This is a genomic window from Streptomyces sp. NPDC017095, from assembly GCF_044332325.1.
Classification (GTDB): domain Bacteria; phylum Actinomycetota; class Actinomycetes; order Streptomycetales; family Streptomycetaceae; genus Streptomyces.
In genome coordinates this window covers 234,957-259,155 of sequence record NZ_JBIROU010000006.1, presented here as the reverse complement: position 1 = coordinate 259,155, position 24,199 = coordinate 234,957, and the positions used below count along the sequence as shown (strand labels likewise).

Below are 24,199 nucleotides of genomic sequence, written 5' to 3'. Positions count from 1 at the left end.
GGGTGTCCTTTCTGCTGCCGCGAGGCAGGGATACGGGAAAGGGGTACGGCGGTCAGGCCGCCGCCGCGGACTTCACCGCGTGCGCCACCCGGGCGCGCAGCTCGCCGAACTCGCGGGACTCGCGCAGTTCCTCGGCGTCCACGTCGCCGCGCGGCAGCGGGATCGGCAGATCGAGGGCGACCGTGCCGGGGCTCTTGGTGAGCACCACGATGCGCGAGCCGAGGAACACCGCCTCGTCCGCCGAGTGCGTCACGAACACGGTGGTCCGCCCGGTCTGCGCGGCCACCTGGCGCACGTCCTCCTGGAGCCGTTCCCGGGTCAGCGCGTCCAGCGCCGCGAAGGGTTCGTCGAGCAGGAGGAGCGGACGTTCCGCGGCGAGGGCCCGCGCGATGGCGACGCGCTGCTGCTGGCCGCCGGAGATCTCCCACGTGCGCCGCTTCGCGGTCCCTTCCAGACCGACGCGGGCCAGCAGCCGCGCCCGCCGCTCGGCCCGCCGGTCGGGTGCCACGCCCGCGTACCGCAGGGCCAGGTCGATGTTGCCGCCCACCGTCCGCCACGGGAACAGCCGGGGCGTCTGGAAGACCACACCGGCCGTCTCCCCGGGCCGGGGCGCGGTGCCGGACACCCGCACGGAGCCGTGCGTGGGCTGCTCGAACCCGGCGATCAGCCGCAGCAGGGTGCTCTTGCCGCAGCCGGAGGCGCCCACCAGGACGAGGAACTCCCCGGCGGGAACGGTCAGATCGACGGGACCCACGGCGGTGACGGCGCCGTACCGGTGCGTGACCTCGCGCAGCCGCACGGCACCGGTCCGCTCACCGCCGCCCGCGCCCTCACCGGAATCGGCGGTCCCGGCGGTCCGGGCGTTGTCGGCGGTCTCGGCGGTCTCACTTGAGGACATCGGGCAGCCCCTTCAGATAGAAGGCCTTGCGCACGGCGTCCTCGGCCGGTGCCGCGTCGATCTGCTTCTGGCCGGCCAGGAAGCGGGCGGTGTCGGTGACGTAGGAGAGCAGCTTGCCCGGAGCGCCGTCCGTGCCCAGCCAGTCGGCGGACACCACCTGTTCCGGAGTGAGGAACACGCCCTGGTCGAGCTGCGCCTTGGCGTCCGCGGCGCTGATGCCCAGTTCGGCGGCGACCGCCTTCACCGAGCCGTCCGGGTCGGACTTGAGCAGGCGCAGGGCCTGTGCCTCGGCCGCGCGCCAGGCGTCGATCGCCTTCGGATCGCGGGCGATCAGCTCGTCCGAGACGACGGCCAGGTCCAGGGTCGGCTTGCCGGCGGCGCCTATCCGTCTGCTGCTGGTGAGCTGGGTGCCGGTGCGGCGCAGCTCGTCCAGGGTGGGCAGCCACACATACGCGGCGTCGATGTCACCGCGCTGCCAGGCGGCGAGGATCGCCTGCGGCTGGAGGTCGACCAGCTTGACGTCGGAGGTCTTCAGACCGGCCGTGTCCAGGGCGGCGAGCAGACTGTAGTGCGAGGTGGAGGCGAACGGTGTGGCGACCGTCTTCCCCTTGAGTCCGGCGACCTCCAAGACACCGGCGCCCTTGCGCGCCACGAGCGCCTCGTTCTCACCCGCCACGTCCAGGATCCAGGCGACCTTGTAGGGGATCGGCGACGGCCCGGACACGCCCCGGGCGAACGGGCTGGACCCGAGGGCGGCGATGTCCAGGGACTTGCCGACGAAGGCCTGGTTGACGCTCGCACCGGAGTCGAACTTGATCCAGGTGATCGTGTGGTCCGGCAGCGCCTTCTCCAGCAGCTTCCTGTTCTTCATGACGAGGTCGCCGCTGGGGAAGGCGAAGTAGCCGATGCGCAGCCGCTTGCCGCCGGACGAGGTGTCACCGTCCGAGGAGCAGCCGGTGAGTGCGGCCGAGGCGGCGGCGAGAGCGCCGGTGAGCAGCAGCCGGCGGGAAGGGCCTTGGGGGACAGGGGACATGGCGGAGCCGTTTCTGTGCAGGGGGACGAGTGCGCGGTGCGGGGAGGGGAGCGCGGGGCTCACACGCGGCCGCGCCAGGGGACGACGGCGCGTTCCAGCCGTAGCAGCAGGCCGTCGATGACCAGGCCGGATATCCCGATGGCGATGATGCCGACGAGCACCACCGGGGTGTTGTTGTAGTTGGCGGCGTCCTTGACCATGCCGCCGATCCCGGGCAGCCCGTTGACCAGTTCGGCGGCCACCAGGGAGGAGTAGGCCACGCCCACGGCCAGCCGGATGCCGGTGAGCGTCTCCGGCAGGGCGGACGGCACGACCACGTCCCTGACGGCGTCCCACCGGGAGGCGCCGAGCGCGCGGGCCGCCTCCACCAGACTCCGCGGTACGGCGGCCACGGCCGTGGTGGTGGACACCGCCACCGGCGGGAAGGCGGCCACGGCGAGCAGCGTGATCTTCGGCTCCTCGTTGATGCCGAGCCAGATGACGAGCAGCGAGAAGTACGCCAGCGGCGGCAGCGTCCGCAGGAAGGTGATCCACGGCTCGAACAGCGAGCGCAGCGGGCGGACGGTGCCCATCAGCAGTCCGAAGACGACCCCGGCGGCGATGCCGAGCCCGGCCCCGAACGCGATCCGGCGCAGACTGATGCCCAGATGCTCGATCAGATAGGTGCCGTTGTAGCCGCGTACGCCGTCGTGCGTGGTGGACACGGTGACGAACGCGTCCCACACCTTGGCCGGCGGCGGCACGAGCGTCTCGCTCCACGTCCCGCTCGCCGCCAGTGCCTGCCACAGCACGAGGAACAGCACCAACGAGCCGAGCGGCAGGGCGAGATGACGTATCCGTTCCGGCGCGCGGGAACGGCGGCGCACCGGCTCCCCACCGGGCGCGGCGAGGGGATCGGTCTCTTCCGGCAGGGATGTCGGGGACACGGGCGGCCTCCAGGGGGCACCGGGGCAGGGCGGGCAGCCGTCCGCCGGGCGACGGCGGACGGCCCCGCGCCCGGGCGGGGACGGTCAGGGTGCGGAAAACGACCCCATGACGAGGCAGGGGTGTGCGCAGCGGCGGCCGGGTGGCATCACCGGCCGGGAGGCGGCGTCAGGGACGCGCGGTCACGGACAACACGAGACGGGACGGCGGCACAGGTCGATGACCAGGCGGCGTACCAGCGGCTCGGGCGTCATGAGGCCTATTTCTACAGCAGCCCGCCGCGCCACACCAACCACCCGTCCACCTGCTGGAACACCGGCCGCGCCGCCGGGACGAGCGGCGTGCCGCCGGCCGGGGCATCGCGAGAACCCCGGCGGTCGGCGTTGGGTGAAACGAAGGTCACCGGCCGGGTTCTTCGTGTCATCCGCCAGTACGGCGGCCGGACGGACGCGGTGGAGACTTCCTGCCACCACGAACCACACGAGGGGGGCCGCACATGAGCGTGCAGCAGTACGACGAGATCGGCGAGGCGTTCGAGGGGTTCAAGTCCCTGCCGGTCATCCGCTACGGCGAGGTGCCCAGCTTCCTGGACATGGCCGGGGACGTGCGCGGCAAGTCGGTTCTCGACCTGGCGTGCGGCACCGGCTTCTACAGCAGGGAGTTCAGGCGGCGGGGCGCCTCGGAGGTCCTAGGCGTCGACATCTCCGGCGAGATGATCGCCGCGGCGCGGCAGTTCGAGCGGCGCGAACCGCTGGGTGTGCGCTACGAGGTCGGTGACGTGGCCGAACTGCGGCCGCTCGACCGGCGCTACGACATCGCGCTGGGCGTGCAGTGCCTCAACTACGCGCCGGACATCGCGACGTTGGAGCGGATGTGCCGCGCCGTCCACCGGAGCCTGGTGCCGGGCGGCGAGTTCTTCGTGTTCGCGCAGAAGCCCGACTACCGGTTCGACTGTCCGTCGCTGGACAAGTACGGGTTCCGCTGCGAGCCGACCGGCGAGGAGGCCGAGGCGGGTCCATGGGTCCGGGTCACCGCCCTGCTCGAACCGAAGCCGATCAGCATCCTCGGCGTGGTCCCGCGGCGCGAGGTCTACGAGGACTGCCTGCGGGCGGCCGGGTTCGGCGCGCTGGAGTGGCTTCCGCTCCGGGTGTCCGAGGCCGGCATCCGCGCCTTCGGTGCGGACTTCTGGGCGGACCTCCTCGCCCACCCGCCGCTGGAACTGCTGCGCTGCCGCGCCTGACCGGACCCCGGGCCGCCACCGGCCGACCGGCAGGGCCCGCAGCGTGTCCGGTCGACGGCCCGCCGCATGGCCGGTGCCCGGACCGCCGCCTGCCCGGACCGCGGGCCTCGGGCGCGGCGGGGCGCCGATGGCGGGCACCTTCCCGCCGTCGGCCGGCCCCGGTCCGCACCGTGCCCGCGCCCGGTGCCCGCACCCTCGCGCTCGGCGTGAGGCGGCCTGCGGACCTAGGGCCTCTCGTCTGGATCATGCCGGGCTCGCGGGCCCTGGCACCTCCCCCAAGCTCTTCGAGCAGGGGGTGCCCCCAGCGGCGTTGTCGTCGGTTGCCATGGCTCCGCCATGGCGCCCTCCTCCGCCTTGCGATGCACGGCACCAGACCCCGCTCCCTGATCCGGCCTGATCCAGACGAAAGACCCTAGTCCTGCGGGTAGTCCGCGCCGGTCGAGTCGTGGCCCTCGGACACGGCAACGCCCACCGCGCCGGCGAAGAAGCCCTTCATGAGTTCGCCGAGGTCCAGCTTCTTGGCACCGGCCGGGGCGGTGGGCGTGGTGCCGTCGCCCACCCGCAGGGTCAGGCCCAGCTTCTTCACCTTGGCGTCCTCGGCCAGCTTGGCGAGGTCCACGTCCACCTCGGACAGCTCACCGTTCTTGAGCGTGAAGTCCGCCGTCACCTTGGAGTTGGGAGCGTCCTTCAGGTCCTTGTCCGTCGGCAGGTCCATACCCGGCGGCAGGTCCTTGGCCAGCGGACGGATCTCGCCGAACAGCTCGGTGACCAGCGTGCGGAACGGAGCCGTGGCGGTGATGTGCTCGGTGCCGTCCTCGCCGCCGGCCGTCTTGAACCGCACCTCGCGGGCGACGACCTCGCGCAGGGACTTCACCAGCTTCTTCTGCGTCCCGGCGTCCAGGGACGGGGCGGGCGCCGGACCGCCCGAGGCCTTCCTGCCGTCGGCGGCGGCCTTCTCCATGTCCTTGGTGCTGAACTTCACCCACTTGCCCGCGAGGACGTCCTTGAACGCCCCGGCCTCCGGAGGCAGGTCGGCGGCGGCCGGCACAGGGCTGCCCATCAGCGTGCCGAGGGTCTTCATGTCGGCCCGGACGTAGGCGTAGTCGCCGACGAGCCGGTACTCGGCGAGGTCGCCCTCCGGGCTGCTGATCTTCATGGCCATGCCGACGAAGTCCTTGTCCCCGGACTCCTCGAACGGCTTCTTCGACTGGACGGTCAGCGCGATCTTCGCGCCGCTCATCAGCTTGGCGGCCTCGTCCGGGATCTCTTCGCCGGGCTCGGGATCGGACTTGGCGTCCAGCGCCTTCAGGGAGGCGACGTCGGTGTCCAGGTCGAACTCGAAGGAGAGCGTCTTCTTCTTGCCCAGCTCGTCGAAGGCACGGTCCAGCTTCTTGCCGGCGGAGAGCTGCTCCACCGTTCCGCAGGCGGCGGAGCCCGCGAGGACGACACCGACGACGGCGGCGGCGGTCAGGGTCTTGTGTATGGCGCTGATGATGGTCTCCTTGTTGTCCGATCACCGGGTGATCGATCAGAAGACTCACCACCGGCCCGCATGGTTGCCCCCGGAGTCGGTGCGGTGTCCGCGCGGGCGCGTTTCCCCGTGCGGAGCCGGTCCGGCGCCTCGGCATACCGGACCGCCGCGCGTGACCGGCACGCCTACGCGGAGACCCGTACGACCAGTTCGGGGTCGAAGACGACGGACGTGGGCTCGGTCCGCTCGCCCCGGATGTGTTCGTCGAGGAGCCCGGCCATCCGCGCCGCCATGCGCTCGACCGGCTGGCGGACCGTGGTCAGCGCGGGGCGGCAGGCCAGGGCGATGCCGGAGTCGTCGAAGCCGACGACCGCGACGTCGTCGGGCACGCGCCTGCCGTGTTCCCACAGCACCTGGCAGACCCCTTGGGCCATCAGGTCGTTGGCCGCGAACACCCCGTCCACGTCGGGCCGTTCGGCCAGCAGCCGGATCATGGCCGCGACCCCGCTGTCGAAGGTGAAACCGCCCTCGACGACAGGCGTGTACGGATGGCCGTGGCGGGCCAGCGTGTCCCGGAAGCCGGCCAGCCGGTCCTGGCTCGCGCCGACGGCGAGCGGCCCGGCCACCGTGGCCGGCCTGCGGCAGCCGCGCGCCAGCAGGTGCTCCGCGGCGAGCCGGCCGCCCTCCCGGTGGTCCAGGTCCACATAGCTCAGCGGCACCGGGCCGGCCGGCCGGGCGAACAGCACGGTGGGCAGCCCCGCCTCGGCCAGCAGTCCGGGCAGCGGGTCGTCGGCGTGCGTGGAGACGAGGAGCGCGCCGTCGGCGCGGCCCTGCCGCAGATAGGTGAGGACCTCGCAGCGGTCCGCGGCCGACTCGGCGAACATCAGGACCGGATGCATGGAGCGCGGACGCAGGAAGCCGACGACCCCGGCGACCACCCGCCCGAAGAAGGGGTCCGCGAAGACCCGGGCCGCGAAGGCCTCCTGGCTGTCCTCCGGGGCGTCCCCGGCCCCGGAGACCACCAGCGCGACGGTCTCGGTGCGCCGCGTCACCAGCGACCGGGCCGCCCGGTTGGGGGCGTAGCCGGTCTGCTCGATCGCCCGGCGGACCAGCTCCTGGATCGTGGGATCGACATTGCGGACGCCGTTGACGACCCGGGACACGGTCGCCCGGGACACCCCTGCCTCGCGGGCGACGTCCTCCAGCGTCGGGGCCTGTTTGCTCATGGCCTGCACCCTAACGGCACGCCGGGCGCACCGTATAGAGCGCTCTCCCGGAGGCCGGCGCCCCGCTCTCCGGCCGCCCGTCCGCCCGGCCCCCGGCCCGGTCAGCCCTCCGCGCGCACCTCCGTCACCGAGGCGGCCGGCAGGTCACCCTGCACCTCCGTCACCGAGGCGGCCGACAGGTCGCCCAGCAGCTCCGTCACCGACGCCAGCGGCAGGTCGCCCGCCGACCGGCCCGCCAGGACCCGGCACGCGCCGGGCTCGGTGCGCCAGCCGCCCGCCCGCTCGTCCCAGTGCCGCAGCACTCTGGCCGGGACGCGTACCCGGGCGGTCACCGCCTCACCCGGCCGGGCGCGCACCGCCGCGTACCCCGCGAACCACCGCTCGGGGTACTCCACGGCGGCGCCGGGCCGGGCCAGATACACCTGGACGACCTCACGGCCCGGGCGGGCACCGGTGTTGCGCACCCGGACCCGCACGGTGAACGGCTCGCCCGCGCGGACCGTGGCCGGCCCCGTCAGCTCCTCGTACGCCCACGTCGTGTAGCCGAGCCCGTGTCCGAACCAGTAGGCCGGCGTCCGCCCGGCCCGCAGCCAGCCGCGGTGGCCGATGTGCAGGCCCTCGGTGTAGTCGAGGCGGCCGTCCACGGGCCGGGTCCCGGTGACGGGAGCGTCGCCGAGCACGGCCGGCCAGGTGGTGGGCAGCCGTCCGCCGGGCTCGGTACGGCCGAAGAGCACATCGGCCAGGGCGCCGCCGCCCTCCTGTCCCGGGAACCAGGGCAGGAGCACGGCGCCGACCTCCTCCCGCCAGGGCATCTCGACGGGACCGCCGCTGTTGACGACGGCCACGGTGCGCGGGTTGGCGGCGGCCACCGCGTGGACCAGCGCGTCCTGGCCGGGCTCCAGGGCGATCCGCAGCCGGTCGCGGCCCTCGCACTCGTCGTGCTCGGTGGTGCCGACGACCACGATGGCCGCGTCCGCCTCGCGCGCCGCCCGGGTGGCCGCCTCCAGTGCCGCGTCCTCGTCGGGGGCGGGCGGTGCCGCGCTGACCACCACCGCCCGCCCGGTGCCCGGGACCAGCGCGCGGCGGGCGACGAGGAGCACGTCCTCGCCCGCGGCCAGGTGCGCGGTGGCGCAGTGGGCCGGCGGGCTGACGTGCACCAGGGCCGGGTCGTCGGTGTCCTGGGGGAAGTCGCCCTCCAGCAGGGTCCGGCCGTCGACGCGCAGGCTCATCCGCCCGAACCCGGCGATCCCCAGGGTCCACGCCCCCGTCACCCGCGGGCGCAGCCGGGCGCTGATCTCCACCGTGTGCGCACCGGGCACCAGCCGTGGTTCCAACAGCCGCCCGGTGGAGCGGTGTTCGGCGTACAGCTCGCTTCCGCCGGCGTCCAGCATCCGCAGCAGCACGCCGGGCGCCCCGGACCTCGGATCGGTGCACAGCTTCGTGTCCAGCGCAGGCGGCGGCCCCGCGGGGACCGGACCCGGGACGTGCAGCACCCTGGCCCGGCCGCGCAGCCGGGCCCGGATGCCGCGCAGCGCGCTGATCTCGGCCTGGGGGAACACCCCGGCGCTGCCGCCGCCCTGGCCGCGGGTGCGCGCGGCGTGCGCACCGATCACCGCCACCGTCGCCAGCCGGCCGGCGTCCAGCGGCAGCACACCGCGGTTGGCCAGCAGAACCGTGCCCGCGGCCGCGGCCCGGCGCGCCAGCGCCCGCACCGCACCGGGACGCACGCCGGGCCCGGGCCGGGGGTCGGGCCGGCCGAGCGCGCCCAGCCGGTCCGCGTGCCTCAGCAGGCGCCGCACCTTGTCGTCGACCACCTGCTCCGCGAGGTGTCCTTCCTCCACCGCGCGCACCAGCGCCTCGCCCCAGGCTTCCGCGGGCCCCGGCATCACCAGGTCCAGGCCGGCGGCCGCGGTGTCCAGGGTGGTGCGCACCGCTCCCCAGTCGGAGACGACCACGCCGTCGAAGCCCCACGCGGTGCGCAGGGGATCGGTCAGCAGCGGGCTCGCGGTCATGGTGGTGCCGTTGACCGCGTTGTAACCGGCCATGACCATGCGGACGCCCGCCGCCACGGCCGCCTCGAACGGCGCCAAGTACACCTCGTACAGCGCCCGTTGGCCGACGCGTACGTCCACGGTCAGCCGGTCGGTCTCGGAGTCGTTGGCCACGTAGTGCTTGGCGGTGGCGGCCACGCCGCACGCCTGGATGCCGCGCACCAGCGCCGCTCCGATACGGCCGGTCAGCTCGGGGTCCTCGGAGAAGCACTCGAAGTGCCGGCCGCCGAGCGGGCTGCGGTGCAGATTGAGGTTGGGGGCGAGGACCGCGTGCACGCCCTTGCGCTCGGCTTCCAGGGCGAGGAGGGCGCCGAGCCGCTCGACCAGTGGCTCGTCCCAGGTGGCGGCGAGCGCGGTGGCCGAGGGCAGCAGCACGGAGGTCCGCCGCTCGTCCCACGACGGCCCGCGCACGCCGGCCGGCCCGTCCGACATCACCCACGGGCGCAACTGGACGGCCGGTTCCGCCGCCGTACGCCAGGTGTCGGCGCCGGTGAGCAACCGGACCTTGGCCCGCAGCGTGAGCTTGTCGATCAGCCGGTCCCGCTCGTCCTCGTCGTGCATCCCCGCCCCCTCCTCGTACCGCGTGGTCAGTTGTAGACGCCGAACTCGTACAGCGAGTAGCCGTAACCGGTGCCGCGCTGCGTGCCGTTGACACGGACGTAGCGGCCGGTGCCGCTGACGTCGAAGTCGTCCACGCCGCCGTTGCCGTCGCTCACCGTGCGCAGCGTCTGCCAGGTCTGGCCGTCGTCGGAGGTCTGGATGGTGTACGCCTTGGCGTAGGAGGACTCCCACACCAGCTGGACGTGCTTGAACGCGGTGCGGGTGCCGAGGTCGACCCGGAGCCACTGCGGGTCGCTCCAGTCGCTGGCCCAGCGGGTGGCCGGGTTGCCGTCCACCGCGTTCGCGGCGGTGCACGGGCAGTCGCCGTAACCGCCCTGGAAGGAGGAGGCGGTGGCGGGCTTGCCGAGCGCGATGTTCGTGCCGTTCACGACGGGCGGTACGACCCGGATGGAGCGGGTCTCGACACCGACGTTGCCGTGGCCGTCCGTGGCCTTGACGTAGACCTTCCACACGCCGGGCCGGTCGGGTGCCGTGAACCGCAGCCGGCCGCCGCCCGGCGCGGTGACGGGCAGGGAGACCAACTGCTTGCTGCCGTCGAGGTAGTTGCTGTTGTCGAGGACCTCGTAGGTGATCGGGTCGCCGTCGGGGTCGGCGGCCCGGACGGCCAGGGTCACGTCGCGGCCGGCCTGCACGCTGCCCGCGCCGCCTTCGACGGACAGGCCGGAGATGACGGGCGGGGTGTTGTCGTGCGAGGTGTCACCGCCGTAGGCCCGCTTGACCGCGTAGTACGACAGCCGCCTCTGGCCGGCCGGCAGCAGGTTGAACCAGATGCCGCCGAAGTCGTACTCGGTGCCGTAGTGGAACATCGTGGCACCCAGCGCGACGCCCTTGTGCCCGGTGATACAGCCCCAGGCCTTGGTGTACCCGTCGGCCTTCGCCTGGTCGGACGGCTCCTGCGGCACGCCGTTGGCGTCGCCCGGCACCTCCCACTCGCCGGCGGGCCCGGTCTCGGTGACGATGTACGGCTTGGTGTACCCGCCCTGCTCCCACGCGGACCTGACATCGCAGACCGCGTTGTAGGAGTTGACGGCGTACAGGTCGAGGTCGGGGGCGTTCTTCTTGAAGTACGGCCAGGCGCCGGCCCAGGCGTCGGTCGAGGTGACCGGGTGGTTCGGGTCGATGCCGTGGATCTTCTTGGCGATGTCGTTGACGAGCGTGGTGTAGGCGGTGCGCTGGCGCTCCAGCTCGTCGCCGCTGTAGCAGTTCTGCAGACCGAGCACGGACTCGTTGCCCACGTCCCACATCAGGACGCCCGGGTTGTCCTTGTACGTCTGCACCCACTTCGGGAACTCGGCGAGCACCTGGTTCTTGTACGTCGTGTCCGTCAGGTAGTTGACGCAGCCACCGGCGCCGGGGCCGCCGCCGGGCTGGAGCCAGAAGCCGGCGATGACCTTGATGCCGTGGGCCGCGGCGGAGTCGAACAGCGGCTTGCTGGACGCGTCGGTGCCCCAGGTGCGGATGGTGTTGACGCCCATGGACTGGAGGTCGGGCAGGTACTTCTCGGCGTCGGCGACGGCGGGCCCCCAGGTGAGGCCCTTGATCTGGTACGGCCTGCCGTCCACGGACAGCTGCCAGTTGCCCTGGGTGCCGGTCACCTTGACGACGCTGCCCGCGGCGTGCGCGGTGGCGGCGGGCAGCGCCGCCAGGGCGCCGGCGGTCAGCACCGAGGCGGTCAGCGGGGCCAGGAGACGGCGTGCGGGGGAGCGGGGTGGGGTCATGGGGTTCCTCTTCGCGGGTGCGGGTGCGGGTGCGGGTGCGGGTGCACGGTGGGGCTGGGGTCGGGGGAGGAGGGGAGCGGGACGGCCCGGCCGCGGCGGGGCGGGAGGGCGGCCGGACCGTCCCGGGCCGGGGAGGTCAGCGGTGGCGCGGCACGGTCACGGGAGCCGGTAGTCCGGGCCGAGCGCCGCTCCCGCCTCCGGGTGGGTCTGGTCGTAGCCGCGCGCGTCGCACTGGAGGCCGCCGACGATGCAGTGGCCGACCAGCGCCTTGAGCGTGGCGTCGTCCCAGGCGTTGAAGAAGTCGTAGTGGAAGCTGTGGCCCGGTCCGCTGGCCAGCCGCACCCGGGACATGTCGCCGTTGACCGGGAACGCCATCTTGAACTCGATCATCGGCAGCGCCACCGGATGGTCGGCGGGGCAGACGTTGTCGTTCGTGCCGGGCCTGACCACCGGGTAGGCCATGTGACTCCGGTGGTCCGGTGTGTCGAGGTACTTCCCGTCCCAGCAACTCGGCGCCTGGAAACGGATGTTGAGCTGGACGTCGGCCCGGTCGGGGCAGGTCGCCGGGAAGTCGGTGTTGAAGTAGCTGTCACCGCACTCCCAGCCCTCGACGAAGCCGGGGTGGTGCCGGAACGCGTCGGCGCTCTGCATCGGGTCGCCCACGACGAACCGCAGCCCCTTGGGGAAGGGACGGACGCTGGTGTAGTCGGTGACGCCGGACTTGTAGTAGATCGTCTGGGGGCCGACCGGGAGGACTGGCTTGTCGCCGTCGGACAGGGTGGGCATCCAGTACGCCGACTTGTCGCCGGGCGCCTTGCAGGTGGTGCCGGCCGCGTCGAGCGAGGCGGTGGTGCTGTTCGCGTTCGTGGTCGTGTTGCCCATGAAGGTGTGGTCATGGGACTTGCCCGGCTGCTGAGGGTAGACGATCGGGTCGTCCGGGGCGGTGTGCGTGACCGAACAGTTCGCCTGGAACTCGTGGAAGTAGCGGTGCGGCGGGTTCTGGGTGGACGGGGTCACGCCCGTGACCGGCGGGTTCGCCGGGATGTAGCCGTCGCCGTCCGGGTCTTCGGGCGAGGAGGCGGTGGACACCGCCATGGTGTGACCGGAGTGGGTGGCCGCGAAGGCCGCCGCGGCCGCGGTGCCCGGCGCCGGGGCACCGGCGCTCAGTGCGGCACCGCCCAGACCGAGCGAGGCCGCGAGGAGCGCGCCCGTGATCAGTGTGCCGGAGAGGATTTTCGATCTCCGTGGCATGGAGACCTCCTGAGGAGGGAGGGGGATGGGGGATGAGCGGCCACCGCGCCGCCGGCGGGACAGCGCGGGCGGCAGTGGCTGGGAGAGCGCTCTCCCGACACGGAGTCTCACGTCGGCCATGCGGGGTGTCAAGGTCTCCCGCAGCAGAAGACGGGAGCCGTCCGCAGGCCCGCCGGGGAACGCAACGGTCAGGCGCCTTCAGGCCATTGAGGTTCTTTGCGGGCGAGGGCCGCCGTATGCGGTGGAACCGACGGAAGATGAACGCGAACCTCGGGGATTTCCGTCGCAACTCTTGACGTTGCGTTCAACGGACTGAAGCATTCCCGGCCAGAGAGCGCTCCCCCACCCCCACACCGTTCAGGTTCCGAACCAGGAGAGCCGTACCATGCCCCCTGCCTTCCCCGAGTCCACCGCCTCCGGCCGGTTTCCCGTCACGCGCCGTACCGCCCTCGGTGCCGCCGCCGCGGCGGCGACGGCCCCGTTCCTGACCGGCCCGGCCACTCCCGCCGCGGCGGCCGGCCGGACCGTCCGGCCGGCCGCTCTGGCCGGCGGCGGCGACCTCGGCCCCAACGTCCTCGTCTTCGACCCCGCCACGCCCGGCATCCAGGCCAAACTGGACCAGATCTTCCGGCAGCAGGAGTCGGCGCAGTTCGGCACCGGCCGCTACGCCCTGCTGTTCAAGCCCGGCACCTACAGCGGTCTCAACGCCCAGCTCGGCTTCTACACCTCCATCGCCGGCCTCGGTCTGTCCCCCGACGACACCACCATCAACGGCGACGTGACGGTCGACGCGGGCTGGGCGGGCGGCAACGCCACGCAGAACTTCTGGCGTTCGGCCGAGAACCTGGCCCTGGTCCCGGCCAACGGCACCAACCGCTGGGCCGTCGCCCAGGCGGCTCCCTTCCGCCGGATACACGTGCGCGGCGGCCTCAACCTCGCCCCGGCCGGCTACGGCTGGGCCAGCGGCGGCTACATCGCCGACTGCCGCGTCGACGGCCAGGTCGGCCCGTACTCGCAGCAGCAGTGGTACACCCGCGACAGCGTGATCGGCGGCTGGACCAACGCCGTGTGGAACATGGTGTTCTCCGGCGTCCAGGGCGCTCCCGCGCAGAGCTTCCCCAACCCGCCCTACACCACCCTCGACACCACTCCCGTCTCCCGCGAGAAGCCGTTCCTGTACCTGGACGGCAGCGAGTTCCGCGTCTTCCTGCCCGAGAAGCGCACCAACGCGCGCGGCGTCACCTGGGGCAACGGCACACCCCGCGGCACCTCGCTGCCGCTCTCGCAGTTCTACGTCGCCAAGCCGGGCGTGAGCGCGGCCACCCTCAACCAGGCCCTGGCCCAGGGGCTCCACCTGCTGCTGACCCCGGGGATCTACCACGTCGACCAGCCGGTCCGGGTCGACCGGGCCAACACCGTGGTCCTCGGCCTCGGTTACGCCACGATCGTGCCGGACAACGGCGTCACGGCCGTGAAGGTCGCCGACGTGGACGGCGTCCGGCTGGCGGGCTTCCTGATCGACGCCGGGCCGGTCAACTCCGCGACCCTGCTGGAGGTCGGCCCCACCGGCGCCTCCCGCGACCACTCGGCCAACCCGACCACCGTGCAGGACGTGTTCGTGCGCATCGGCGGGGCGGGCGCCGGCAAGGCCACCACCAGCCTGGTCGTCAACAGCCGGCACACCATCGTCGACCACACCTGGGTCTGGCGCGCGGACCACGGCACCGGCGTCGGCTGGGACACCAACCGCGCCGACTACGGCATCGTCGTCAACGGCGACGACGTCCTGTGCACCGGCCTGTTCGTGGAGCACTTCAACAAGTACGACGTGCAGTGGTACGGCCAGCGGGGCCGCACCATCTTCTTCCAGAACGAGAAGGCGTACGACGCCCCGAACCAGGCCGCGATCCAGAACGGCGCCGTCAAGGGCTATGCCGCCTACAAGGTCGGCGACAACGTCACCGCCCACGAGGCGTGGGGGCTGGGCAGCTACTGCAACTACACGGCCGATCCGGGCATCGCGCAGCACCACGGCTTCGCCGCCCCGAACACCTCCGGCGTGAAGTTCCACGACCTGCTCGTGGTCTCCCTCGGCGGCAACGGCCAGTACGAGCACGTCATCAACGACACCGGGGCACCGACCTCGGGCACGTCCACCACGCCGTCCACGGTGCTGTCCTACCCCTGACCCGGGGCCGGCTCCCGGCCCGTGACGGCAGGCCGGACCCGGCGGGGTTCCGGCCTGCCGTCACAGAAGCGGGCGTAGCAGGTGAGGACCGGTCGCAGGCCCCGGCGCTCGTACAGGCGCCGGGCGCCGGTGTTGGCCGCGAGGGCCGCGACGAAGAGGTCGCCGACGCCCAGCCTCTCCAGTTCCTCGTCCACCGCGTCGAGCAGGAGGGTGCCGATGCCCTGGCCGCGTGCCGCGGGGGCGACGGAGAGCGTCTGGAGTTCGGCGACGCGAGGGCCGGTCACCCAGGTGTCGTCGGGGCCGGGCCGGATCTCCACGAAGGCGTAGCCGACCGCCCGGCCGTGCCGTTCGGCGACCAGGACGAAGGAGTCCGCCGCCTGGAGCCAGCGCACATAGCAGGAGCGGCGCAGCTCCCAGGACCGTCCGTCCGGGTGGTAGGCGAAGCCCGGCTGGACCGACTGGTGATGGGCGTGCAGCGCCCGCCACAGCGGCTCCAGCCGGTCGAGGGACTCCGGGCCTCCCTGCTGTACGGTGAGGTCACCGCGGCTGTCACGGACCCGGCTCATCTCCACGCGCCTCTTCTCGCCTCGTCCTGGTTTCCCGCTGATGCCCGACGCCTGACCTGCGGCGACCGGGGTATCCGCGACAGCGGGCCGCTACCGTACGAGCCGTAAGGAGTCACCGTGCCGACCACTGACGTCGTCGAACTCATCCTCCAGGACCACCGGCGCATGGAAGATCTTTTCCGTACCATGCGCAACGCCGAAGCCGACCGCGCCGCCGCCCTCGAGGAATTCGCCCATCTGCTCATCGCCCACGCCTCGGCCGAGGAGGACGAGGTCTACCCGGCGTTGCGGCGCTACAAGAACGTCGACGGCGATGATGTCGATCACAGCGTGCACGAGCACCAGGAGGCGAACGAGGCGCTGCTCGCGCTGCTCGAAGTCGAGGAGATCGGCTCCGACGAGTGGGACGAGAAGCTGGAGGAACTCGTCACGGCGGTCAACCACCACGCCGACGAGGAGGAGCGGACCCTCCTCAACGACGCGCGGGAGAACGTCGCCGACGAGCGCCGTGCCCAGCTGGGCGAGGCGTTCCGCACGGCCCGGGCGAAGTACCTGGACGAGGGCTGCGGCAGCGTCGACAAGGTGCGCGAACTGGTCGCCTCCGGCGGCGCGTGAGCACATGCCCTGACCTGCCGCGTCGATGACCGTCGGGCTGCCGGTGCCGCTGCGTGCGGGCGCCGGCAGCCCGACGGTCGTTTTGCCGGGACCGCCTCACGCCGTTTCGGCGCGTACCACGACCGCGTAGGAGCCGAGGCCGAGGAGGCGGTCGCCGGAGATCTCGCCGAGGGCGGTGTACAGCGTGTGGACGTGTCCGCTCGTGTGGTCGAAGGCGACGTCCTTGACCGTGCCGTGCTCGGTGCCGAGTTCCGTCAGGACCCGGTGGCCGAGGGCTTCGTGGTGGGTGGGGAGGCCGCCCTGCCCGGGGTCGGCGGCGGCGCGGGAGCGCACGATGACCGCGTCCCGTCCCACCGCCTCGACCGCGTGCCAGGCGATGACCGCGGCGTGCTTCGGGGCTCCGGACAGGCGCAGGCAGGCGATGCTCGCGGTGTGCGCGTCGATGGTCAGGCTCTCCACCCGCCCGAGCGGTTCGGCCGCGTCGGCGGTGATCACCGGAAGGCCCCGGGTCTGCGTGAACAGCATCATGCCGGGCCTCCCGCCGCGGTCGTGGGGCTGTCCCCGCACGGCTGTGCGGGGTGGGCGCGGAACGCCTCGACCTGGGCGCCGAAGCTGGGCAGGTCGTCGGCGACGAAGTGACGGGCGTGCGCGGGGACCACCAGGGCCCGCCCGGAGACGGCCAGTGTCTCGCCGCGGGGGATGAAGACCTTGCGCTCGCGGCGGTCCCCGTCCTCGGCGGCGGCGATCTCGAAACCGGCGACGCGTCCGCTGCCGCCGGCCTCGAGCACCACGTCCAGGACGGTGCCGGTCTCCGTGCCCTGGTCGGTGAGGACGGGCGCGCCGATGACCTGGCCGTGTCCGGCGTCGCCGGCTCCCGCTACCAGGTCCCGCCTCTCCAGGGCCGTCTCGCCGGTGATCATCACGGCGGCCGGTCCGATCGCGTGCACCGCGGAGAAGGGCAGGCTCTCCTTGAGCGGTCCGGCCAGCAGACCGCGCCCGCTCAGGGTGAAGCCGGTGACGCGGCCCGCGCGGGCGTCGAAGACCGTGTCCCTGACCTGGGCCACCGCCTCGCCGTCCAGGGTCACGACCACCCGCTTGGTCAGTTCGGAGGCGAGCATGAGAGTGATCACGGCCGGCCCTCCCGGCCGGCCGTGTGGTCCGAACGCACCGCGATCACCGTTCCGCTGCGCCGCCTGGCCTGCACCGCCACGGCCGTCGCGGCGACCACCCCCGCCACCGCGACCACCAGGACCACCCAGCCCCACCACACCATCGCCGACCTCCTCGTTCGCGTCTTCGCCCCGCCGTCGTCCTGTCCGGCGGCCCCGGGCTATCCGGTTGCCCGCCGTACGGCCTCGCACGCCTTGCCGCCACCGGGTGGCCGGAACCCGGCCGGCCCGTTCACTCCTGGGAGTGATCGGGCCGGGTGAGCGGGCGGACGTGCCAGGGAGGCGTCGAATCGGTCACCGAGGGTAGCTGCTCCGTTACCAGCGGAGGAGGGGGGCGAAGGAGTCGGAGATGGACGCACTCGCACGGCTCATCCAGAAGGCCATGCACCGCAAGCGGATGTCGGCCGAGGCGGTCGCCCTGCGTACCGGAATTCGCACGCCACGGGTCAAGGCGTTCGCGGAGGACGGGGCGGAGGGGCCCGTACGGCCCACCGAGGAAGAGCTGACGGCACTCGCCCGGATGCTGTCCCTGCCGGCGACGGAGGTGCTGGTGGCGGCGCGCGGCACAGACGGGACAGGAGCGGACCCCGCGAGGTGAGAACCCGGTCCGGCCGGCGCGCGGCGCGCAGCGCGGTCGCCGCTCCTGTCCCGTCGCCCGTCCGCGCCCGTCACCGCCGGCGGCCGGACCCGACGCGCGGGAACGCCGGCCGCCGGCCGGGCGGTGGCGGGCGGTTCAGCCCAGCCCGGCCCCCTTGGCCGCGGCCTCCTCCTCCGTCCGGGCCTGCCCCGTGGCGAGCGCGCCGCCCGCGTTCTCCAGGTGGGCCCGCACGAACCACTGGAACTGCTCCAGGTCGCGCAGCTGCTCGATGAGCAGGTCCTCGGTGGCGGGGTCGATGTCACCCGCCGTCTTGACCGCGGCGCGGAGGTCTTCGATCAGGCCCGTGTAGACGACGTCGAGCGCGCCGAGATGGGCGATCGCGTCGGCCCGGCCGATGGAGTAGTCGTCCCAGGTGCGCTCCGCGACGAGCGTGCCCGGCGTGCCGTGCGCGACGCCACCGAGCGCGGCGATGCGCTCCGCCACGTCGTCGGCCATGTCCCGGACCCGGTCGACCTGCGGGTCGAGCATGCTGTGGACGGCGATGAAGTGCGGCCCCACGACGTTCCAGTGCACATGCTTGAGGGTCAGGTGCAGATCGTTGAGCGCGTGCAGACGCAGCCGCAGCAGATCGATCAGCTGTCCGGCCGCCTCGCGCTCGATGCCGGGAACCGTGTACTTCGGGGTCGCGTTCTGCGTCATGGCTCACCTCGTTCTTCCGTGGACAGTGTGGACAGCGCCTAGGTGCATCAGCACTGCTGCCCCGGTTCTCCCAGGTCAGACCTGGACGATCGGCAGCCGCACCGGACGCGCCACTCCGAGACGGCCGGAGGCGGCCGGAACCCGGCCGCCACGCATGGCGACCGGTAACCGGGCAAGGCGCCAGGTGTGACACGCGTGGGAATCATCGTCCTGATCCTGGTGGCCGGCCTCGGCGCACTGGCCGCGGCGGCCGGCAGCTCGCCCTACTGGTGGGCCGTGGCCCTGCCGCTGCTGGCCGTGGGTGCCCTGGGCGCCTGGGACCTGGTGCAGCGCCGGCACTCCGTGCTGCGCAACTACCCCGTCCTCGGCCACCTCCGCTTCCTCATGGAGCGCATACGCCCGGAGTTGCAGCAGTACTTCGTCGAACGGAACTACGACGGGCGCCCCTTCGACCGGGACGTGCGCAGCATCGTCTACGAGCGGGCCAAGGGCGTCGACGCGGAGGAGCCCTTCGGCACCGAGCGGGACGTGTACGAGCCGGGCTACGAGTTCCTGGTCCCGTCGATGGCGCCGTGCCCGGTGCCGGACGACCCGCCGCGCGTGCGGATCGGCGGCCCGGACTGCACCCGCCCGTACGACATGGCGCTGCTCAACGTCTCGGCGATGAGCTTCGGTTCGCTGTCCGCCAACGCGGTCCTCGCGCTCAACGGCGGTGCCGCCGCCGGGGGTTTCGCCCACGACACGGGGGAGGGCGGGCTGTCCGCCTACCACCTGCGTCCGGGAGGCGACCTCGTCTGGGAGATCGGCACCGGCTACTTCGGCTGCCGCACCGACCAAGGCGAGTTCGACCCGGCCGAGTTCGCCGACAAGGCCGCGCACGACCACGTCAAGTGCGTGTCCCTGAAGCTGTCGCAGGGCGCCAAGCCCGGCATCGGCGGGGTGCTGCCGGGCGCCAAGGTGAACGCGGAGATCGCCGGGGTGCGGGACGTGCCCGAAGGACGGACGGTCATCTCCCCGCCGTACCACCGCGTGTTCTCCACCCCGCGCGAACTCGTCCGCTTCATCGCCCGCATGCGCGAGCTGTCCGGCGGCAAGCCCGCCGGGTTCAAACTGTGCGTCGGCTCGCGCCGGCAGTTCCTGGCCGTGTGCAAGGCCATGCTGGAGGAGGGCACCGCGCCCGATTTCATCATCGTGGACGGCGCCGAGGGCGGGACCGGTGCCGCGCCCCTGGAGTTCGCGGACCACGTGGGCACCCCGCTCACCGAGGGGCTGCTCACCGTGCACAACGCGCTGGTGGGCACCGGCCTGCGCGACCGGATCAGGATCGGCGCGAGCGGCAAGATCGCCACCGGCACCGACCTGGTCAAACGCATGGTGCAGGGCGCCGACTACGGCAACGCCGCCCGGGCGATGATGTTCGCCGTCGGCTGCATCCAGGCCCAGCGGTGCCACACGAACACCTGCCCCACCGGCGTCACCACCCAGGACCCCCGCCGCGCCCGCGCCCTCGACGTCCGCGACAAGACGGCGCGCGTCCGGCGCTTCCAGGAGGCCACCGTCGCCAGCGCCTTGCAGATCATGGCGTCCATGGGCGTCACCGACCCCGCGGACCTGCGCCCGCACATGCTCCGCCGACGCGTCGACCCCGTCACCGAGCGCTCCTACGAGGAACTGTACGAGTGGCTCGGGCCGGGGCAGTTGCTCGCCGGGCCGCCGGCCTCGTGGGCGGCCGACTGGCAGGCCGCCGACCCCGACCGTTTCACCGTATGACCTGGAGGACTCACATGGCCCGTACCGTAGCCCGCGTCATCGTGGACGCGCTGAGCGAACTTGGCGTGCGCCAGGTGTTCGGCGTCGTGGGAGACGCGCTCAACCCCCTGACCGACGCCATCCGCACCACCGAGGGCCTGGAATGGGTGGGCTGCCGGCACGAGGAGGCCGCCGCGTTCGCGGCCGGCGCCCAGTCGCAGCTCACCGGAACCCTCGGCGTGTGCATGGGCACCGTCGGACCCGGCTCCGTCCACCTTCTCAACGGACTGTACGACGCGGCCAAGAGCCACACCCCGGTCCTGGCCATCGCCGGTCAGGTACCGCTCGCCGAAATCGGCAGCGACTACTTCCAGGAAGTCGACAACGACGCCCTCTTCAGCGACGTGGCCGTCTTCCGCGCGACCGTCACCTCGGCCGACCAACTGCCGCAGATGCTGGAGACCGCGGTGCGCAACGCGCTGGGCCGCAAGGGAGTCGCGGTCCTCACCGTGCCGGGCGACCTGGGCGAGCGGGAACTGACCGCCGACCGGCCGGCCCGCTTCTCCCTGAACGCGCCGGTGAGCCGGCCGGACGAGGCCGCCGTCCGCCGCGCCGCGGAACTCCTCGACCGCTCCGAACGCGTCACCCTGCTCGTCGGGCAGGGCGCCCACGCCGCCCGCGAGCACGTCCTCGCCCTCGCCGACCGCCTGGCCGCACCGATGGTCCTCACCCTGAAGGCCAAGGCGGGCTTCGAGGGCGACGCCAACCCCTTCCAGGTCGGCCAGACGGGCCTGATCGGCAACCCCGCCGCGGCGGCGGCCCTCCAGGACGCGGACACCCTCCTGCTGCTCGGCACCGACTTCCCCTACCGGGACTGGTATCCCGAGGGCCGGACCGTGATCCAGGTGGACACCGAGCCCACCCACATCGGCCGCCGGGTACCGGTGGAGGTCGGACTGGTGGGGGACACCGGGGCCACCGTGCGCGACCTCCTGGACCACCTGACCGCGGCGCCGCCCGGCACCGACGGCGCACGCGACCGCGCGCACCTGGACAAGGCCCGTGAACGCTTCGGCCAGTGGCGCGCCGGCCAGGCCCGGCTCGCCGACCCCGCGCACGACAAGGGCCTCGTGGGCCGTATCCGCTCCGCGCTGGACAACCGTGCCCACGACATCCGCCCGGAGGTCCTGGCCGCGGCCGTCGACCGGCTCGCGGCCGACGACGCGGTCTTCACCTCCGACACGGGCATGGCCACCGTGTGGCTGTCGCGCTTCGTCGAGATGCGCGGCGACCGGCGGCTCATCGGCTCCTACAACCTCGGCTCGATGGCCAACGCCATGCCCCAGGCCCTGGGCGCCCAGGGCCTGGACCGCGAGCGCCAGGTGGTGGCCTTCTGCGGCGACGGCGGACTGAGCATGCTCCTCGGCGACCTCATGACGCTGAAGACGTACGACCTTCCCGTCAAGCTGGTCGTCTTCGACAACCGCCGACTGGGCATGGTCAAACTCGAACAGGAACAGGCCGGACTGCCCGAGTTCGGCACCGTGCTGGACAACCCCGACTTCGCCGCCGTGGCCGAGGCCATGGGCATCACCGGCATCCGGGTGACCGATCCGGCCGAGGTGGACAGCGCCGTGCGCCGCGCCTTCGCCCATCCGGGCCCCGTGCTGCTGGACGTGCTCACCAACCCCGACGAGATCGCCGTACCGGCCAAGCCGACCGTCGAGCAGGGCTGGGGGTTCGCGGTGGCCAAGATGAAGGAGGTCGTGCGCAGCCACGGAGAGCCGGGCGACGACTGACCCGGTCCGGGCCGCCGCACCCGGGTGCGGCGGCCCCGCGGGGTCACTCCTCGTGGTGACCGCGCAGCACGAACAGGGAGTGCGCCTCGACCTCCAGCTCGCTGCCGCCCTTGATCAGCGGCCGGTACTCCGTGTACGGGATGGCGGTGTCCACCTCCACCGCCCACCACGGGCCCAGCTCCTCCGGAACGGTGAAGGTCAGGGGCTGGCTGTGGGCGTTGAACAGCAGCAGGAACGAGTCGTCCGTCACCCGCAGGCCCCGCAGGTCCGGTTCCGTGATGGCCTCGCCGTTGAGGTGGACCATCAGGGACCTGGCGAACCCGGTGTCCCAGTCGGTGTCGGTCATCTCGCGCCCGGCGGGGGTCAGCCAGGCGATGTCCTTCTCCCCGGCCTCCCCGGCCGTGTTCCCGTGGGCGGCACGCCCCTTGAAGAACCGTCGGCGGCGGAAGACCGGATGGTCGCGGCGCAACGCGATCAGCTTGCGGGTGAAGTCGAGCAGTTCGCTTCCCTCGGCGACGTGCGCCCAGTCGATCCAGGACAGTTCGTTGTCCTGGCAGTAGGCGTTGTTGTTGCCGTGCTGGGTGCGGTCGAGTTCGTCGCCGTGGCTGATCATCGGCACGCCCTGGGAGAGCAGCAGGGTGGCGATCAGGTTGCGCTGCTGGCGGGCGCGCAGGGCGAGGATCCCGCGGTCGCGGGTGGGGCCCTCCGCACCGCAGTTCCAGGAACGGTTGTGGCTCTCGCCGTCACGGTTGTCCTCGCCGTTGGCCTCGTTGTGCTTGTCGTTGTACGACACGAGGTCGCGCAGCGTGAACCCGTCGTGGGCGGTGACGAAGTTGACCGACGCGTAGGGCCGGCGGCCGTCGTTCTGGTACAGGTCGGAGGAACCGGTCAGCCGGGAGGCGAACTCGCCCAGGGTGCCGCCCTCGCCCCGCCAGAAGTCCCGCACGGTGTCGCGGTACTTGCCGTTCCACTCGGTCCACAGCGGCGGGAAGTTGCCGACCTGGTAGCCGCCGTCGCCGACGTCCCAGGGCTCGGCGATCAGCTTCACCTGGGAGATCACCGGGTCCTGCTGGACGAGGTCGAAGAACGACGACAGCCGGTCCACCTCGTGGAACTGCCGGGCCAGGGTGGCCGCGAGGTCGAAGCGGAAGCCGTCGACGTGCATCTCGGTCACCCAGTACCGCAGCGAGTCCATGATGAGCTGGAGGGTGTGCGGGTGGTTCATCCGCAGGCTGTTGCCCGTGCCGGTGGTGTCCCAGTAGAAGCGCGGGTCCTCCTCCGACAGGCGGTAGTAGGCGGCGTTGTCCAGGCCCCGCAGCGACAGCACCGGCCCCAGGTGGTTGCCCTCGGCGGTGTGGTTGTAGACGACGTCGAGGATGACCTCGATGCCGGCCTCGTGCAGGGTCTTCACCATCGACCGGAACTCCTGCACCTGTTCGCCCCGCTGGCCGGAGGAGCAGTAGGCGTTGTGCGGGGCGAAGAAGCCGATGGTGTTGTAACCCCAGTAGTTCGACAGGCCCTTCTCCACCAGCCCGTGGTCCTGGACGAACTGGTGGATCGGCATCAGCTCCACCGCGGTGACGCCCAGCTTGACGAAGTAGTCCACCATGGCGGGGTGCGCCAGCGCCGCGTACGTGCCGCGCATCGCCTCCGGGATCGCGGGGTGGGTCTGCGTCATGCCCTTGACGTGCGCCTCGTAGACGACCGTCTCGTGGTACGGGGTCCGCGGCGGGTGGTCGCTGCCCCAGTCGAAGAAGGGGTTCACCACCACGGACTTCGGCATGTACGGCGCGGAGTCCAGGTCGTTGCGGGTGCCGGGGTCGTCGAAGTGGTAGCCGAACAGCGCCTCGTTCCACTCGACCCCGCCCTCGATCGCCTTGGCGTACGGGTCGAGCAGCAGTTTGTTCGGGTTGCAGCGCTCGCCGCGCTCGGGCCGGTCCGGTCCGTGCACCCGGAACCCGTAGCGCCGGCCCGGGCCGACGTCCGGCAGGTAGACGTGGTGGACGAAGCCGTCCACCTCGGTCAGCGCGATCCGTTCCTCGGTCCCGTCCTCGTCGAAGAGACACAGCTCCACCCGCTGCGCCGCTTCGGAGAACACGGCGAAGTTGGTCCCGGCGCCGTCGAACGTCGCGCCCAGAGGCGACATCCGTCCGGGCCGGGGGCCCACCTCGGTGTTCTCCTGCCAGATACGCATCACTACGCCCCTCCCAGGCCAGGATGGTGCGCACCCCGCACCCGTCATTCCCTACTGCCCGCGTCACCGGCCGGCATGCCCGCACGTCATCGCGTGCCCGGCGCGCATGTCGTAGCCGTAGCCGTAGCCGCCGGCCCCGCCCGGCCGGTGCGCGGTTCGTGCGCCGCGCGTCACGGCCGCCGGGCCGGC

General features: G+C 72.5%; 20 protein-coding genes. 6 read left to right on the top strand and 14 right to left on the bottom strand.

Annotated features, from left to right (window positions below):
• Positions 1-52: 52 nt before the first annotated feature.
• Genes ACH4OA_RS14385 through ACH4OA_RS14375 form a run of 3 tightly spaced genes read right to left on the bottom strand, consistent with a single transcriptional unit; the run spans position 53 to position 2,857 of the window.
• A complete protein-coding gene (locus ACH4OA_RS14385; RefSeq protein ID WP_397946482.1) occupies positions 53-898 on the bottom strand; it encodes an ABC transporter ATP-binding protein in 846 nt (281 codons plus the stop codon).
• The gene (locus tag ACH4OA_RS14380; protein ID WP_397935987.1) at positions 885-1,931 is read right to left on the bottom strand and encodes an ABC transporter substrate-binding protein; all 1,047 of its coding nucleotides are present in this window, start codon (positions 1,929-1,931) and stop codon (positions 885-887) included. The genes ACH4OA_RS14385 and ACH4OA_RS14380 overlap by 14 nt, the downstream gene beginning before the upstream one ends.
• Positions 1,932-1,990: 59 nt before the next feature.
• Positions 1,991-2,857, bottom strand: a complete 867-nt coding sequence (locus ACH4OA_RS14375) for an ABC transporter permease (protein ID WP_397969203.1) — start codon at positions 2,855-2,857, stop codon at positions 1,991-1,993.
• Between the two features lie 494 nt (positions 2,858-3,351).
• On the opposite strand from ACH4OA_RS14375, the gene ACH4OA_RS14370 reads away from it, so the two are divergent.
• Positions 3,352-4,095 carry a class I SAM-dependent methyltransferase gene (locus tag ACH4OA_RS14370; protein ID WP_397969202.1) on the top strand — a complete coding sequence of 248 codons (744 nt, stop codon included), beginning with the start codon at positions 3,352-3,354 and terminating at the stop codon, positions 4,093-4,095.
• Between the two features lie 412 nt (positions 4,096-4,507).
• On the opposite strand, the gene ACH4OA_RS14365 is transcribed toward ACH4OA_RS14370, so the two are convergent.
• The 5 genes from ACH4OA_RS14365 to ACH4OA_RS14345 all read right to left on the bottom strand — a co-directional run bounded on the left by ACH4OA_RS14365 (position 4,508) and on the right by ACH4OA_RS14345 (position 12,433).
• Complete coding sequence (locus tag ACH4OA_RS14365; RefSeq protein WP_397969200.1) at positions 4,508-5,509, bottom strand: hypothetical protein; 1,002 nt, start codon at positions 5,507-5,509, stop codon at positions 4,508-4,510.
• A 242-nt stretch (positions 5,510-5,751) separates the two neighbouring features.
• Positions 5,752-6,792, bottom strand: a complete 1,041-nt coding sequence (locus ACH4OA_RS14360) for a LacI family DNA-binding transcriptional regulator (RefSeq protein ID WP_397969199.1) — start codon at positions 6,790-6,792, stop codon at positions 5,752-5,754.
• A 101-nt stretch (positions 6,793-6,893) separates the two neighbouring features.
• Entirely contained in the window at positions 6,894-9,404 is a 2,511-nt protein-coding gene (locus tag ACH4OA_RS14355; RefSeq protein ID WP_397969198.1) for a glycoside hydrolase family 3 C-terminal domain-containing protein, read from the bottom strand.
• 26 nt (positions 9,405-9,430) lie between these two features.
• The gene (locus tag ACH4OA_RS14350; protein ID WP_397969196.1) at positions 9,431-11,182 is read right to left on the bottom strand and encodes a discoidin domain-containing protein; all 1,752 of its coding nucleotides are present in this window, start codon (positions 11,180-11,182) and stop codon (positions 9,431-9,433) included.
• A gap of 156 nt (positions 11,183-11,338) precedes the next feature.
• Positions 11,339-12,433, bottom strand: coding sequence for a DUF1996 domain-containing protein (locus ACH4OA_RS14345; protein WP_397935975.1), 1,095 nt, complete (start codon positions 12,431-12,433; stop codon positions 11,339-11,341).
• Positions 12,434-12,818: 385 nt separating this feature from the next.
• On the opposite strand from ACH4OA_RS14345, the gene ACH4OA_RS14340 reads away from it, so the two are divergent.
• Complete coding sequence (locus ACH4OA_RS14340; protein WP_397935973.1) at positions 12,819-14,621, top strand: coagulation factor 5/8 type domain-containing protein; 1,803 nt, start codon at positions 12,819-12,821, stop codon at positions 14,619-14,621.
• Here ACH4OA_RS14340 and ACH4OA_RS14335 read toward each other — a convergent pair.
• The gene (locus ACH4OA_RS14335) at positions 14,612-15,187 is read right to left on the bottom strand and encodes a GNAT family N-acetyltransferase (RefSeq protein WP_397969194.1); all 576 of its coding nucleotides are present in this window, start codon (positions 15,185-15,187) and stop codon (positions 14,612-14,614) included. The genes ACH4OA_RS14340 and ACH4OA_RS14335 overlap by 10 nt on opposite strands.
• Before the next feature lie 117 nt (positions 15,188-15,304).
• On the opposite strand from ACH4OA_RS14335, the gene ACH4OA_RS14330 reads away from it, so the two are divergent.
• Positions 15,305-15,802 (top strand): hemerythrin domain-containing protein, encoded by a 498-nt coding sequence (locus ACH4OA_RS14330; RefSeq protein WP_397969193.1) that lies wholly within the window; start codon positions 15,305-15,307, stop codon positions 15,800-15,802.
• A gap of 96 nt (positions 15,803-15,898) precedes the next feature.
• Here the strand turns inward: ACH4OA_RS14330 and ACH4OA_RS14325 are convergent, their stop codons facing one another.
• The 3 genes from ACH4OA_RS14325 to ACH4OA_RS14315 are packed head-to-tail and all read right to left on the bottom strand — an operon-like array spanning position 15,899 to position 17,075.
• Complete coding sequence (locus tag ACH4OA_RS14325) at positions 15,899-16,330, bottom strand: PRC-barrel domain-containing protein (RefSeq protein ID WP_397935969.1); 432 nt, start codon at positions 16,328-16,330, stop codon at positions 15,899-15,901.
• On the bottom strand, positions 16,327-16,932 hold the full coding sequence (locus ACH4OA_RS14320) for a PRC-barrel domain-containing protein (protein ID WP_397969191.1): 606 nt from the start codon (positions 16,930-16,932) through the stop codon (positions 16,327-16,329). Before ACH4OA_RS14320 ends, ACH4OA_RS14325 begins: the two co-directional genes overlap by 4 nt.
• Positions 16,929-17,075: a hypothetical protein gene (locus ACH4OA_RS14315; protein WP_397969189.1), complete on the bottom strand. Its 147-nt coding sequence runs from the start codon at positions 17,073-17,075 to the stop codon at positions 16,929-16,931. Before ACH4OA_RS14315 ends, ACH4OA_RS14320 begins: the two co-directional genes overlap by 4 nt.
• A 245-nt stretch (positions 17,076-17,320) precedes the next feature.
• Between ACH4OA_RS14315 and ACH4OA_RS14310 the strand changes: the two genes are divergently transcribed.
• Positions 17,321-17,569, top strand: coding sequence for an XRE family transcriptional regulator (locus tag ACH4OA_RS14310; protein WP_397935967.1), 249 nt, complete (start codon positions 17,321-17,323; stop codon positions 17,567-17,569).
• Positions 17,570-17,704: 135 nt separating this feature from the next.
• Here the strand turns inward: ACH4OA_RS14310 and ACH4OA_RS14305 are convergent, their stop codons facing one another.
• The gene (locus tag ACH4OA_RS14305) at positions 17,705-18,268 is read right to left on the bottom strand and encodes a DNA starvation/stationary phase protection protein (protein ID WP_365883559.1); all 564 of its coding nucleotides are present in this window, start codon (positions 18,266-18,268) and stop codon (positions 17,705-17,707) included.
• Positions 18,269-18,469: 201 nt separating this feature from the next.
• Here ACH4OA_RS14305 and ACH4OA_RS14300 point away from each other — a divergent pair, with 201 nt between their 5' ends.
• Positions 18,470-20,038 (top strand): FMN-binding glutamate synthase family protein, encoded by a 1,569-nt coding sequence (locus tag ACH4OA_RS14300; protein ID WP_397969371.1) that lies wholly within the window; start codon positions 18,470-18,472, stop codon positions 20,036-20,038.
• Between the two features lie 14 nt (positions 20,039-20,052).
• Positions 20,053-21,816, top strand: coding sequence for a thiamine pyrophosphate-dependent enzyme (locus tag ACH4OA_RS14295; protein ID WP_397969187.1), 1,764 nt, complete (start codon positions 20,053-20,055; stop codon positions 21,814-21,816).
• Positions 21,817-21,859: 43 nt separating this feature from the next.
• Here the strand turns inward: ACH4OA_RS14295 and glgX are convergent, their stop codons facing one another.
• Positions 21,860-24,010, bottom strand: coding sequence for a glycogen debranching protein GlgX (glgX, locus tag ACH4OA_RS14290; RefSeq protein WP_365941934.1), 2,151 nt, complete (start codon positions 24,008-24,010; stop codon positions 21,860-21,862).
• Positions 24,011-24,199: the final 189 nt, after the last annotated feature.

Coding starts and splice junctions, on each gene's coding strand:
- glgX (WP_365941934.1), bottom strand. CDS start 24,010: ATGCGTATCTGGCAGGAGAACACCGAGGTGGGCCCCCGGCCCGGACGG.
- ACH4OA_RS14340 (WP_397935973.1), top strand. CDS start 12,819: ATGCCCCCTGCCTTCCCCGAGTCCACCGCCTCCGGCCGGTTTCCCGTC.
- ACH4OA_RS14350 (WP_397969196.1), bottom strand. CDS start 11,182: ATGACCCCACCCCGCTCCCCCGCACGCCGTCTCCTGGCCCCGCTGACC.
- ACH4OA_RS14315 (WP_397969189.1), bottom strand. CDS start 17,075: ATGGTGTGGTGGGGCTGGGTGGTCCTGGTGGTCGCGGTGGCGGGGGTG.
- ACH4OA_RS14385 (WP_397946482.1), bottom strand. CDS start 898: ATGTCCTCAAGTGAGACCGCCGAGACCGCCGACAACGCCCGGACCGCC.
- ACH4OA_RS14335 (WP_397969194.1), bottom strand. CDS start 15,187: ATGAGCCGGGTCCGTGACAGCCGCGGTGACCTCACCGTACAGCAGGGA.
- ACH4OA_RS14345 (WP_397935975.1), bottom strand. CDS start 12,433: ATGCCACGGAGATCGAAAATCCTCTCCGGCACACTGATCACGGGCGCG.
- ACH4OA_RS14325 (WP_397935969.1), bottom strand. CDS start 16,330: ATGATGCTGTTCACGCAGACCCGGGGCCTTCCGGTGATCACCGCCGAC.
- ACH4OA_RS14295 (WP_397969187.1), top strand. CDS start 20,053: ATGGCCCGTACCGTAGCCCGCGTCATCGTGGACGCGCTGAGCGAACTT.
- ACH4OA_RS14360 (WP_397969199.1), bottom strand. CDS start 6,792: ATGAGCAAACAGGCCCCGACGCTGGAGGACGTCGCCCGCGAGGCAGGG.
- ACH4OA_RS14305 (WP_365883559.1), bottom strand. CDS start 18,268: ATGACGCAGAACGCGACCCCGAAGTACACGGTTCCCGGCATCGAGCGC.
- ACH4OA_RS14370 (WP_397969202.1), top strand. CDS start 3,352: ATGAGCGTGCAGCAGTACGACGAGATCGGCGAGGCGTTCGAGGGGTTC.
- ACH4OA_RS14310 (WP_397935967.1), top strand. CDS start 17,321: ATGGACGCACTCGCACGGCTCATCCAGAAGGCCATGCACCGCAAGCGG.
- ACH4OA_RS14380 (WP_397935987.1), bottom strand. CDS start 1,931: ATGTCCCCTGTCCCCCAAGGCCCTTCCCGCCGGCTGCTGCTCACCGGC.
- ACH4OA_RS14355 (WP_397969198.1), bottom strand. CDS start 9,404: ATGCACGACGAGGACGAGCGGGACCGGCTGATCGACAAGCTCACGCTG.